Annotated in this window: 12 protein-coding genes and 1 pseudogene; 12 read left to right on the forward strand and 1 reads right to left on the reverse strand. The window is 70.1% G+C overall.

What is annotated here, in order from left to right; translation table 11 throughout:
* Positions 1-6: 6 nt before the first annotated feature.
* The 12 genes and pseudogenes from NOO62_RS05495 to NOO62_RS05550 all read left to right on the forward strand — a co-directional run bounded on the left by NOO62_RS05495 (position 7) and on the right by NOO62_RS05550 (position 12,238).
* Positions 7-2,100 (forward strand): hypothetical protein, encoded by a 2,094-nt coding sequence (locus tag NOO62_RS05495; protein ID WP_268769775.1) that lies wholly within the window; start codon positions 7-9, stop codon positions 2,098-2,100.
* A 2-nt stretch (positions 2,101-2,102) separates the two neighbouring features.
* Entirely contained in the window at positions 2,103-5,249 is a 3,147-nt protein-coding gene (locus tag NOO62_RS05500; protein WP_268769776.1) for a hypothetical protein, read from the forward strand.
* A 15-nt stretch (positions 5,250-5,264) separates the two neighbouring features.
* Positions 5,265-6,878, forward strand: a complete 1,614-nt coding sequence (locus NOO62_RS05505; RefSeq protein ID WP_268769777.1) for a right-handed parallel beta-helix repeat-containing protein — start codon at positions 5,265-5,267, stop codon at positions 6,876-6,878.
* A 62-nt stretch (positions 6,879-6,940) separates the two neighbouring features.
* Positions 6,941-7,144 carry a hypothetical protein gene (locus NOO62_RS05510; RefSeq protein ID WP_268769778.1) on the forward strand — a complete coding sequence of 68 codons (204 nt, stop codon included), beginning with the start codon at positions 6,941-6,943 and terminating at the stop codon, positions 7,142-7,144.
* Positions 7,144-7,857: pseudogene (locus NOO62_RS05515) on the forward strand (N-acetylmuramoyl-L-alanine amidase); the annotation flags it as partial. The gene NOO62_RS05510 and the pseudogene NOO62_RS05515, both read left to right, overlap by 1 nt.
* Positions 7,858-7,862: 5 nt before the next feature.
* The gene (locus NOO62_RS05520; protein WP_268769780.1) at positions 7,863-8,117 is read left to right on the forward strand and encodes a holin; all 255 of its coding nucleotides are present in this window, start codon (positions 7,863-7,865) and stop codon (positions 8,115-8,117) included.
* Between the two features lie 20 nt (positions 8,118-8,137).
* Positions 8,138-8,455, forward strand: a complete 318-nt coding sequence (locus NOO62_RS05525) for a hypothetical protein (RefSeq protein WP_268769781.1) — start codon at positions 8,138-8,140, stop codon at positions 8,453-8,455.
* A complete protein-coding gene (locus tag NOO62_RS05530; RefSeq protein WP_268769782.1) occupies positions 8,452-9,087 on the forward strand; it encodes a collagen-like protein in 636 nt (211 codons plus the stop codon). The genes NOO62_RS05525 and NOO62_RS05530 overlap by 4 nt, the downstream gene beginning before the upstream one ends.
* A 137-nt stretch (positions 9,088-9,224) precedes the next feature.
* On the forward strand, positions 9,225-10,475 hold the full coding sequence (locus NOO62_RS05535; protein ID WP_268769783.1) for a helix-turn-helix domain-containing protein: 1,251 nt from the start codon (positions 9,225-9,227) through the stop codon (positions 10,473-10,475).
* Between the two features lie 98 nt (positions 10,476-10,573).
* Positions 10,574-11,077 carry a hypothetical protein gene (locus NOO62_RS05540; RefSeq protein WP_268769784.1) on the forward strand — a complete coding sequence of 168 codons (504 nt, stop codon included), beginning with the start codon at positions 10,574-10,576 and terminating at the stop codon, positions 11,075-11,077.
* Positions 11,078-11,175: 98 nt separating this feature from the next.
* Entirely contained in the window at positions 11,176-11,592 is a 417-nt protein-coding gene (locus NOO62_RS05545) for a DUF6415 family natural product biosynthesis protein (protein WP_268769785.1), read from the forward strand.
* Positions 11,593-11,899: 307 nt separating this feature from the next.
* Positions 11,900-12,238, forward strand: coding sequence for a DUF397 domain-containing protein (locus tag NOO62_RS05550; RefSeq protein WP_268769786.1), 339 nt, complete (start codon positions 11,900-11,902; stop codon positions 12,236-12,238).
* A gap of 293 nt (positions 12,239-12,531) precedes the next feature.
* Here NOO62_RS05550 and NOO62_RS05555 read toward each other — a convergent pair whose 3' ends face one another.
* A complete protein-coding gene (locus tag NOO62_RS05555; protein ID WP_268775476.1) occupies positions 12,532-12,750 on the reverse strand; it encodes a helix-turn-helix domain-containing protein in 219 nt (72 codons plus the stop codon).
* Positions 12,751-12,780: the final 30 nt, after the last annotated feature.

The raw sequence follows: 12,780 nt of genomic DNA on the forward strand, positions 1-12,780 counted from the left end.
GCGCCCATGGCCCTCCACCTCGGCGATCTGGTCGCAGGACTGCGCGCGGACGACAGCGGCTTCGTCCGCGGGCTGAACAACGCACGCCTACGGATGGAGGGCCTGACCCGCGACGTCAACGGCCGACTGCGGGACCTGCACGGCCGCTTCGTCTCCGAGGGCGACTCGGCCGGGCGGGCACTCGGGGACCGGATCAGCGCGGGCGCCCGCATGGCCGTGAACGCGCTGCGGCGTGTGGGCCCGGCGGTGGCTGGCATCGGGGTGGGGCTGCCTGCTGTCGCCGCGGCGACGACTGCCCTCATGGGGCTCGCTGCGGGCGCGGCGGCCGCCGGGCTCGCGGTGAAGGCGTTCTCTCTGGCGGCGGGTCCGCAGCTGGAGTCGGTCACTGAGGTCTCCAAGCTCGCGGAGGAGGCACAGAAGGCACTCGCGTCGGGGGCGGCGGACGCGGCCGAGAAGCAGAAGGCGTACAAGGACGCGCTGGCGCAGTTGCCGCCCGCGACGCAGGCCACGGCCCGCGCCTTCATCGGGCTGAAGTCGGACTACAAGTCGTGGTCCGACGAGATGTCCGGCACGACGATGCCCCTGTTCACCAAGGGCATCGAGATCCTTAGGGACCTGCTCCCCAGCCTGACGCCCTTCGTGAAGGCGGCGGCCGGGGCCATCGGCGGCTTCCTCGACGAGGTCGCTGTCGGCGTGAAGAGCGCCGGGTTCAAGGAGTGGGCGGCCGACATGTCGTCGGCGGCCGGGCCCGCGCTCAGCAACTTCTTGACGATCATCAAGAACCTCGCGATCGGCTTCGCCGGGCTCCTACAGGCGTTCCTGCCGGTGTCGGACGGGATGACCGGCGGCCTGGCCCAGATGTCCCAGGCATTCGCCAACTGGGGCTCGTCGCTCCCCGATTCTGCGGGCTTCGCTCAGTTCCTGGAGACGGCACGAGAGGGCGGTGCCGCACTTGGTGCCCTGGCGACCGCTGGGGTTGACCTCCTCGTCGCGCTCGCACCGCTGATCGGCCTGACGGCGGAGCTTGCGACGTGGCTGGCAAGCATCATCAGCGCTACGCCGACACCGGTACTGACCGCGCTCGCCGTGGCGATCGGCACGGTCACGGCAGCCATGAAGTTGTGGGCGGTCGCGCAGACGATCGTCGCGGCCCGCAACGCCATCTGGACGACGAGCCAGTGGTCCCTGAATGCCGCGATGTTCGCCAGCCCGATCTTCTGGGTGGTCGCGGCCATCGCGGCCTTGATCGCAATCATCGTGTTGATCGCCACCAAGACCACGTGGTTCCAGACCGCGTGGACGTACGCCTGGAACTTCATCAAGCTGGCCACCGACCTGGCCATCGCCGGGATCGGTGCGGCGCTGGCCTGGTTCGGCTCCCTGCCCGGGAAGCTGGCGGGTTGGTTCGGCGCGGCGAAGACGGCTGCGGTCCGCAAGTTGTTGGAGCTCCTCGTGTGGATGCGCGGCCTACCGGCCCGCGCCCTGGCAGCGCTCGCAGGTCTGGTCGGCTCGCTGCGCACAGCTGCGGTGCGCGGCTTCACCGCCTTCAAGATCGCGGCTGCGACTCAGGCCGTGGCCTTCATCTCGTGGGTGCGGGGGCTGCCCGGGCGCATCGCGCGCGGTATCGGATCTCTGGCGGGTCTCCTGGTCGGCAAGGGCAAGGACGTCGTCCGTGGCCTGTACAACGGCATCAAGTCCATGGGCGGCTGGTTGAAGGGCCAGCTGATGAGCTTCGCCAAGGGCATGATCCCCGGGCCGATCGCCAAGGCCCTGCACATCGGTTCGCCCTCCAGGCTGATGGCCGACGAGATCGGCCACTGGATCCCGCCGGGCATCGCGATGGGCGCGGAGGCGAACACGGGAGTCCTCGACCGCACGATGGCCAACCTCGTGTCCACGCCGACCCCGTCCGCCGCGATGGCCATGGGCGGCGGCGCCATCGGCGCGAGCGGGCGCACCGCGGGTGGGGCGGGGCCGGACAAGGTCGTCACGCTCCGCTCGGACGGCAGCGGCTTCGCTGACCTCATCATCGGCACGCTTCGCAACGCGGTCGGCGCACGCGGCGGCGACGTCCAGTTCGTACTGGGGAAGAAGAGGTGACCATGGCGTTCCCCGAGGACCCGTTGGGTCTCCGTGTCGAGATCCGTACCGGCACGGTGTGGACGGACATCACGGCGGACGTGAAGACCGCCGACCCCATCACGCACGCGCGCGGGATCCGCAACTCCGGTACGGCTGCGGATCCCGCCACCTGCCCGCTGAAGATCGACAACAAGGACGGCCGTTACTCGCCCCGCAACCCGATGAGCCCCTACTACGGGCTCATCGGCCGCAACACGCCCATGCGCATGTGGCTGCCCGGCGGCCCGCACTTCCTCGACCTCGACGGCTCCCCGACCATCTCGGCGAGCACGCCCGACGCCGCGGTGCTGGACATCACCGGCGACCTCGACATCCGCATCGAGGCCGCGACGAGCTGGTACGCCCCTGGCCCGCACACCTTGATCGGCAAGTGGGACACCGCCGGCAACCAGCGCTCCTATCTCCTGCGCCTCCAGGACGGGCAGCTGTACCTTTCCTACTCCACCGACGGCACGAGCGCCGGGAGCTTCTTCCACAGTCGCTCCCTGCCTGCCCTGCCCCCGCGCGCCGCGCTGCGCGCCACCCTCGACGTCGACAACGGGTCCGGTGGGCGCACCGCCCGTTTCTACTGGGCTCCGTCCCTGGTCGGGCCTTGGGCTGAGTTCGGGGCGCCGGTCGCGCTCGCCGGGCCCATCAGCATCTACTCCGGCACCGCCCCACTCACGGTGGCACCGAGTGACCTGACCACCTCCGTGCCGCGGCTCCCGATCGAGGGCCGCGTCTATGCCGCGGAGGTGCGCTCCGGTATCGGTGGCACGGTCGTGGCAGCGCCGAACTTTGCGGCTCAGGGGCTCGGTTCGACGGGGCTCACGGACTCGGCCGGCCGCGTCTGGAGCTACGCCTCGACCGCCATCGCGGACCGGCAGGAGCGGTTCGTCGGGGAGATCTCGACGTGGCCGCAGAGGTGGGTGCCGTCCGAAAAGGCGGTGTGGACCACGGTGGAGGCGTCGGGCATCCTGCGCCGCTACGGCCAGGGGCAGAAGGCGCTGGACAGCACGCTGCGGCGCCGGATCCCGTCCGGCCGTCCGCTCGCCTACTGGCCGATGGAGGAGGAGCGGGAGGCGACCCGCGCCTACTCACCCATCAAGGGCGTCACGCCCGCGGCGGTGACCGGGCTGGAGTTCGCGGGCGTGGACACGCTGCCCTCGTCCAAAGCCCTGCCCAAACTCACCGCGGCCGCCACCCTCTCCGCGATCGTGCCCACGTACGTCGATGTCGGTCAGTGGCAGGTGGAGTTCGTCTACACCGCAGACGACAAGGCCCCGCCAGCCGCAGAACCGTGGCCGGAGGTCATCAGCGTCTCGACCACCGGCACGGTACGCCGCTGGTGGGTGGGCATGCGGACGGACAGCGCGCGGCTGCTCGGCTACGACGCCTCCGGCGCCGAGCTCGTCCACCACAGCATCGGCATCGGCGGCGACGTCTTCCACGGCTGGGTGCGCATGCGCCTGTGGGCACGCGACCTCGGCGGCGGCACCATGGAGTATCAGCTCGCCTGGCAGGACGTCGGCGGCACCGCAGGCGTGGCGACGAACACGACGTCGGCCTTGCCGGGCCGCGTCACCGCGGTCACGGCCAACTGGGGCCCGCGCACCGAGGGGTGGGCGATCGGGCACCTGGCGGTGCTGCCTGCTGCTGACTCCTCCCTCTACACCGGCTCTGATGATGGGTACGCGGGCGAGACCGCGTGGGGCAGGATGCTGCGCTTGGCCAACGAGGAGCAGATTCCGCTGGCTCGGATCGCGGGGCCGCTCACTCCCGAGCGGGTCGGCCCTCAGCGTCCGCAGACCCTGCTCGCCCTGCTCCAGGAAGCGGCCGAGGCCGACGGCGGGATGCTACTGGAGTCCCGTGAGCGGCTCGGGCTGCTGTACCGGGACCGGTCGTCGCTGTACACGCAGGAGCCCGCACTCGTCCTCGACTACGCGGACGGGACCATCTCGACCCCGCTCGAACCGGTCGACGACGACACCGCGACTCGGAACGACATCACCGTCACCAGGACGGGCGGGTCCTCGGCGCGGGCGGTCCTCGAGGAGGGCCCGCTGTCGGTGCAGCCTCCGCCGGACGGGATCGGCCTGTACGACGAGTCGGTCACGCTGAACCTGGACGACGACGTCCAACCGGTCTTCCACTCGTACTGGCGGCTGCACCTGGGCACCTACGACGGGGCGCGCTACCCGTCTGCGCGAATCCGGCTGCACCGCCGCCCGACCCTGATCCCCGCGGTCCTCGCACTGCGCGAGGGCGACGTCATCCGGCTGATGAATCTCCCCCCGTGGGTGGCGTACGGGCCGGTGGACCTCCTCGTCACCGGCTACAGCGAGGTCATGTTGCCGCGCACGTGGGAGATCACGTTCACGTGCGAGCCGGGCGGCCCCTGGGACCTCGCGAAGGTCAACGTCATCCACGAGGGGTTCGAGGACGACACGTACGAGGTGCCGATCACGCCCGGCGGCACCCTGCCGTGGACGCGGACCAGCGCGCAGGCCCGCTCGGGGACGAACTCTTTGCGCTCCGGGGCGATCAGCAACAACCAGACCTCCGACGCGGCGATCACGTTGCCGCCCGGTGCGACGTCGCTCTCGTTTTGGTACCGCACGTCCAGCGAGACGAGCGGCCCCGGATTCGAGGGCGACCGGCTCCTGGTCCTCGTCGACGGCGTGCAGGTACTGCGCGCCCAGGGGGTCACCCCGTGGACGAAGACCACCCTCGACGTCATCGGCAAGAGCGTCGTCCTGTTCCGCTACGCCAAGGACAACTCGTCCACGGCAGGCGAGGACGCCGTCTACGTCGACGACCTCCGCTTCGTCCTCGGCGCCTACCAACCCGCGAAGGCCGACACGGACGGCTGCCAACTGCTCACCGCAGCTACGGCCACCGCTACGACGCTGGACGTGGTCAGCGCCTTGTCGTGGACGACCGAGCCGTCCGAGATGCCGATCACGCTGCAGCTCGGCGGCGAGGAGGTCAACGCCACGGCGATTGCCGCCCTCGCGGGCGTGGGCGAGCAGCGCCTCACCGTCGTGCGCTCCGTCAACGGGGTCAGCAAGCCCCACACGATCGGCACGCCGGTGAGCCTCGCGCGCCCGGCCATCGCCTCACTGTGAAGGAGGGACCGTGACGTGACCACCCCTGTCGTCTGGCAGCCCGGCATGGACATCACCGCCGGCCGCCTGGGAGCGATGGCGCAGGCCACCTCGCTGCTCGTCACCAACTACGGAGCCGACGCGTCCGGCAGCACGTCCGCGGCCCCCGGTATCCAGCTCGCGCTGAACGCCGCGCGGGACCTCGGCGGCGCGCAGGTCGTGGTGCCGCCCGGGGTCTACCTGATCGGGCAGACCCTGCGGATCTACAACAACACGAGGCTGTCCTTGATGGCAGGCGCGGAGTTCCGGCGGAACGTCGCCGGGACGATGCTGATCAACGGAGACAGCGGGCAGGCGTTCGGCGGGTACACCGGCCACTCTCGGATCACGATCGAGGGCGGCCTGTGGAACATGCGCGGGACGACGAGCGGTCTGACCGCGAGCGCCATGTGCATCTCGATCGGGCACGCCACGGACATCGTCATCCGCGATCTGGAGATCCGGGATCTGCCTGGTTTCCACGGGATCGAACTCAACTCGACGACCCACGGCACGATCACTGGGTGCCAGTTCCGCGGCTACGTCGACCCTGGGGGAAGGGATTTCTCCGAGGCCGTACAGATCGACCTCGCCAAGAGCTCAGGCGTGTTCGGCGGGTTCGGGCCGTACGACCACACCCCCTGTGAGGACATCCTCATCAGCGGCTGCCACTTCGGAGCGAGCGGGACCGCGGGCACCACCGCATGGCCGCGCGGGATCGGCAGCCACTCGGCGACGATCGGACGCTGGCACCGCCGCATCCGGATCGCCAACAACAGTTTCGAGGGGATCCTCCAGTACGCGATCAGCGCGTACAACTACGAGGACTGCACAATCGTCGGCAACACCTTCGTGTCCTGCGGCGGTTCCGTCCGGCTCCGCGTGGTGATCCTGTCCGACGCCGAGGACACCAAGGATGTCAACGGCAACCCCACCGGGGCGTCGCAGAACATGCGCAACATCGCTGTGGTCGGCAACAGCATGCGCTCCGGCGGCGGCTACGACCACGCGATCATCGCTCTCGGCGAGGTGTCCGGAACGGTCCTGAACCTGACCATCGTCGGGAACACGATCGACGGAACGACCAGCAGCCAGGCCGGGGTCCGCCTCGACCGCGTGTCCCGCGCCGTGGTCGCGGACAACGTCATCGCCAACACGTCAGGGAGCGGGATCAGCACCGAGAACCAGAACAACACCGTGCTGAACGGCAACGTCGTGTGGACTGCCGGAGCGCACGGGATCACGATGGTGACCAGCGACAACAGCGAGATCCTCGGCAACCACATCCGCGACCCTGCGAACTCGGGGGTCCTCGTGCAGGGCGGCTCGGACGTCCAGATCCGCAACAACTTCGTGGACGGCGCCAACCGCGTCGCGTCCAGCGCCTACGGCATCCGCGTGTCGACCAACCCGGTAGCCATCGCCATCAGCGGCAACAAATGCCGCCCTGGAGCGAGCGCCACGAAGGCCGTGCGCGGCCTGTCCATCTCCAGCGGTACCGGCATTCACCGCTTCGGCAACGACATGAGAGGCACGTGGTCGGGCGCTGGCGGCACCGGCATCGATGACGCCTCGACATCGCCGAACACCACCGCGACCGACATCCAGTAGGCCGATCCCACTGCACGCCCCGAGCCGCCTGGCCGGGGCTTTCTTCATGCCCTGGAGGGCCCATGTCACATGATCCGCTCCCGAGTGATCTCGGGCAGAAGGGCTACGCCGCGTACGGCACGGCCACCGGCGGGCTCACCCACGACGGCCGCTCGATGCCGCCGTGGGAGGAGCTCGGCGAGGACATTCAGGCCGCCTGGACGGTGACGGCCAGCGCGATGTATCAGGCCGGACTGGAATCGGCACCGCGCGGCGGTGGCCGCTGATGGCCACGCCGCTATCCGCCGCGAAGGCGCTGGCCGCGCTGCGCGCTGAGGGCGTGCGCGTCGTCGAGGTCACCGGGTGGTCCACCCGCAACCGCAACCACAAGGGCGCGTGGGGGCCCGTCAACGGGGTGATGATCCACCACACCGTCACCCGGGGAGCCGCAGCCACCGTCAAGATCTGCCGGGACGGGCATTCGTCCCTGCCCGGCCCGCTGTGCCACGGCGTCATCACCAAGGACGGACAGGTCCACCTCGTCGGCTGGGGCCGCGCCAACCACGCCGGGCTCGGCGACGACGATGTGCTCCAGGCCGTCATCGAGGAGCGGAAGCTGCCCTCCGACAACGAGGCATCCGTCGACGGCAACGCGCGCTTCTACGGCTTCGAGTGCGAGAACCTCGGCGACGGCAAGGACCCGTGGCCGAAGGAGCAGGTCGAGGCAATCGTGCGGGCCGCCGCCGCGCTGTGCCGGGCGCACGGCTGGGGCGAGGGCGGCGATACCTCCGTCATTGGGCACGCCGAGTGGCAGCCCGGAAAAGTCGACCCGCGCGGGCCCGGCATCACCATGCCCGACGTCCGCAAGCGTGTCGCCGAGCGCCTCAAGCACGCGGCGAGCTGGTCGCCCGGCGAGACCACACCGCCGACGCCCAAACCCCCCACCACCGGCGAGCGGTTGACCGCTCTGGAGAAGCGCGTCACCGCGCTGGAGAAGAGGACCCCGTGAACACGCTCGCTTTCTGGAAGGCCACCGCCGAGCGCATGATCCGCACCATGGCGCAGGGCACCCTCGGCGCGGTGTCCGCCGACGCGCTCGGCATCCTCGACGTCGACTGGGGCGAGGCCTTCTCCGTGGGCGGCCTCGCTGCGGCGCTGGCCCTGCTCACCGCCATCGGCAGCAGCGGCGGACCGGTCGGCCCCGGCCGCGCTGAGACCGTCGCCACGCCGGACACCCCGCGGCGCCCGACCTCGATCTGAGCTGACAGGAGGCCGCACACGTGGCTGACGAGCAGTGGACAACCGGGGAAGTCGTCCGCCGCCTGGAAGACGTCCGCCAGGACCTGAAGGAGGACATCCACGGAGTCGTCGCACTCGTCAACCAGAAGGTGGACGGCGAGATCCTGCGCATGGGCCAAGAGGCGCAGGACGAGCGACACACCACCCTCGTCGCCCGCGTGGCGAAGTTGGAGGAGCAGGCCGCGGAGAAGGAACGGCAGCGAGTCGCCGACCGGCGCCTGATCTTCTTCTCCCTCGTCGTGCCCGTGCTGCTCCTCGCGATCCAGCTGTACAACGCCAACCGAGGAGGAGGGACATGAGCGGCCACCGGCCCGTCCGGCGCGACCCGGTCGCCCTGTTGCTCGGCGTGCTCCTGGCGCTCCTCGTCGCCTACATCTGGTGGCAGACGTCGCAGGTCTCCCGAGATCTGCACAACGCCAACTCCGCGCGCGACCAGCTGGCGCGTCAGGTTGAGCGGATGGGCGGGACGCCGATCGCCGGGCCGCCCGGCAGCCGCGGCGAGCCCGGCCAGTCCCGGCCCGGCTCACGAGGACCTGCCGGGGACGCCGGAGAGCCGGGCCCCACCGGCGCCTCGGGCAGGCCTGGTGAAGACGGCAAGGACGGTGCGGCGGGCAAGCAGGGGGCCGACGGCGTAGGCGAGGACGGCGCCGACGGTGCGGCGGGCACCCCGGGCGCGGACGGCGCAGCGGGCCCGCCCGGCCCACAAGGCGAGCCCGGCCAGGCCGGACCCGAGGGACCTGCGGGGAAGGACGGCGCTGACGGGGAGCGTGGTCCTGCCGGGCCGTCGTGCCCGGATGGCTACTCGCTGCAGGCGCCGGCGTCCGATCCGGACGCCCTGGTCTGCCGCCGCGATGGGGCACCGCAGCCCGAACCCGGCGACCCGGGACCTGAGACGGCCGCTCTCGATCCCGCCCGCCGCCAGTACCCGTGACACCGGCCCCCTTCCGCCTTCGGGCGGGAGGGGGCCATTTCGTCGTGCCCTGGGCAGGGTTGACAGACGCCTCACATGAAAACGGCCCTGCCCATACCCTGACAGTGTCGAGCTGTTCAGAGAGGGGCAAGGCCGCAATGTCTTCAGATGCTACCCCGGACCCGTACGCCGACCCGTTGCGCTTCGGGCAACGTGTCCAAATTCTTCGCGAGCGTCGAGGAATGACGCAAGCGCAACTCGCGGATCTCGTGGGGATCTCCCCACACACCTTGCGCAAGATCGAAAACGGGCAGCAGAAGGCCCCCGACCTTGATCGAGTAATGAGGATTGCTGAAGCCCTACGGGTCCGCGACCTTGCCGAACTGACAGGCCATCCCGACATGCACGTCGACCTATTCATCGGCCCTGGCCACCCGCGGCTCGCGTCCGTGAAAGCCGCTGTCGACTCCTTCACGTTGGGCTCCGGCATCGAGCCGCCGCCGGTCGCGCACTTGGAGGCACGCCTTCATGCCGCGTGGAAGGCACGCCATGAAGCCCGCAATCACCGCGAGGTCGTCGGCCGCTTGCTACCCGACCTCATCCGCGACGGTCAGGCCTTGGTCCGGCACGCTGATGCCTCGGCGTCCCGTCGGGCCGCTCAAGCCCTGCTCGCCGAGGCATACAGCCTCTGCCAGTTCTTCGCTGCCTACCAGCCGGACAGCTCCTTGCTGTGGCGGGTCGCCGAGCGCGGCATGACTGCCGCGCAGGAGTCTGAGGACCCGCACGCGATCGGTGTGGCCGCGTGGCTCCTCGCGCAGGCCCACCGCGACAGCGGCCCGCGCCACTTCGATGCGGCCGATGCCGTGAACCGCGAAGCCATTGCGTTTCTGGCGCCTCTCCTCCCGGACGCGTCCGACAACGTGCGGGCCATCGCAGGGGCGTTGGAGTTCGAGCTCGGTTATACCGCAGCCCGGCGCCGAGAGACTGGCACTGCGTGGCGGCACTGGGACCAGGCCAGCAGGATGGCCAAGAAGCTGCCACGGGACTACTACCACCCCATCACCAGTTTCTCCCGCGCGATCATGGGTGCGCACGCTGTCACTGTCGCTGTAGAACTGCACCAGGGCGGGGAATCCGTGCGCCAAGCGGCGAAGGCGGACAAGACGGTCATCAAGTCGAAGCCCCGTCGGGCCCGGCACAGGATTGAGGAGGCCCGCGGGTACCAGCTCGACGGGCAGCCGGACGTGGCGATCGCCACGCTGCAGAAAGCGCACGAGGCGGCTCCGGAGACGATCGCGTACAACGGGTACGCCAGGAGGATCATCCTCGAAGAGATCGAGTCGAAGGTGGCCGAGCGTCGACGCCGCGCGAGCGACCTCGCCATGAAGGTCGGCATCCTCGCCGCCTGAGAGACGTAGCGACCGGAATCCGGTCGTCGGTTGCTCACCACCACCCCTACGTTCACACGTGTGAGACACGTCACTGTGACCGTAGGGGTAGGCGGACGATGACCGGACCGGCAAGCGGAGACGCTCTCGGCGCGGGGAGCAGCAACCCTTTGGGCGCCGCGTTCGACTGGCTGGCGCACGCTCAGGACCAAGCCAGCCAGGCGCACCTGGAGTGGGTGAGCGGGGTCGCTCTGCTGCCCCTCGGCCGACGGTTCAGCGCGGTGTGCCTGTCCGCCCGGCTCGTGCACGCAGGGGTCGGGGCCACCGACCGCGACACCGTCAACGCGACGCTGGCCGAACTGCTCCACGGCCCCGTGATCCACAACAGCCTCCTGCACACGTACCACGCACTCATCACCCCGTACCCGCCCGCCCGGTGGGCCTACGGCGAGATCGCGCCCATGCTCAGCAGTGGCCAGTTCCTCAGCGTGCCCGCCGCCGACCTCACCGGACCGACCGGCCTGCGCTGGGCAGTGCGACCACACAGTGCCGGCGTCCTGTGCTCCGTACCGGCCGTGGCCGCGCTCGTGGCCCTCAGCCTGCGGCCAGGGGGCTCCCGATGAAGCTCACCGACCGCCTCGCGGCGCCTCTGCTGCCCTCACCAGGGCTCCTGTCCGACGGGCAAGTCCGCGGACAAGACTGCGTGTTCTGCGTAATCACCTTGACCGACGACGCCGTCGAACTCGGCCGCCAGGACGCAAAGTGCCTCGGCGCGGTCGTGAGCTGGTACCCCCGCGCCTGCCGCGACTGTGCAGCTGGCGGATACGTCGACCACCTCCTCAGCGCGGCGTTCTCCGCCTGCCGGGACCTGCCGCCCCCGGAGCAGTTGCTCGACCTGTACCTCCGCCTGCGGCACGAGGTACGCCGACGCCTCCCGACCGTCGAGCAGGCTGCCGCCACCGCCGGTCAGGGCACGATGAGCCACCACGCACACCAGCGGATCGTGGATGCCGCCACCGACGCGCTACTCGACACGGTGGGTGACGACAATCCCAGCCCCCTCGTGCTGGCCATGCGCTGCTCGGAGCTCGGCCGCCGCCTGCGCGACCTCATTCCCTACCAGCCATGTGCGCAGTGAGCGCGCGCGTTCGCGTCCCGTGCCCGCCCTGCTTGCGGGCGATGCTGCGGAAGGCGCCCGCCGAGCCGCACGACTGCCAGCTGACGACGGCAGTGGCCATTGAGGGGGCCCACCTTGTCGTCGGGCCCATCACGGACTGCCCGTGCCGGTGCCCGGTCATGCAGGAGAGCGAGGCGCTGCAAACGGCGCGCGCTCAGGCCCGGCTCGCGTCAGGCCCGCAGGGCTGACCACCCCAGAACCTCCTGCCGCGCACGCGGCAGGTGACCCAGCCCTGGCCCGGCCAGGACCTACCCCAAGGAGACGCCCCATGGGCACGCTCACCAACGGCAGGACCACGATCCCCTTCGACAACTGGTCTGCGCCCCACCTCGACTGGCGTAAGGCGGGCCGGACCGACCTCGACCCGATCCTGAAGGACTGCGTGATCCTCGCCGCGGCCCCGGACGCCAAGGGCCATCCGCACCACAGCATCCCGGACGGGACGCGCATGGTCGCGATCAGCGACGACAAGGACCAGGAGTCGCCAGTGCTGTACATGAGCCGACTCGAGATCAGTAAGTTCTTCGACGGGGTGATCGCGGGTGAGTTCGACGAGTTCCGGGCGAGCGAGGGCGAGCTCGCAGCAGCAGCTGCCGCCACAACCTGACCCGGGCAGCGAGACGCCGCGCGACAACGGGCGCTCGCTGGCGAGCGGTCCTATCTGCGCTGAGCACGACGGGCCGCCGATGCGTACGATCCGCAGCTCGGCGGGGTCCAGCATCTGCCCTGTCTGTACACCCCTCGGTGCGACGCCGGCGCAGACAGCCTTGATCGTGCATAGGCAGAACGCGATTCTCGACGGCCCGTACTGGCGTGAGGGCGGACGGGCCACCTGACCCGCCAGCCCTACCTGACCGCGGCCTCGGCCGGCTCCCCCGATCCGACCGAGGCCGCCCACCGCTAGCGGACCAGGTCGGACAGCGGGGTATTGAGAGCATCCGCGACGAGCAGGAGATCAATCAAGTTGGGTGGCGTGGCAGCCGACTCCCACCGATGGATCGTCTTGTGGTCACGGCCAACACGTTCGCCCAGTTGGACTTGCGAAAGGTGGGCACCTTTGCGTGCCTGTCGGATGCGCTCGCCGATGACCCGGAGGTGGGCGTGTACCCATACGGGCATCGGGTCGAGGGGCACTCGTACACGCTGGAA

The organism is Streptomyces sp. Je 1-369 (genome assembly GCF_026810505.1).
Lineage (GTDB): Bacteria > Actinomycetota > Actinomycetes > Streptomycetales > Streptomycetaceae > Streptomyces.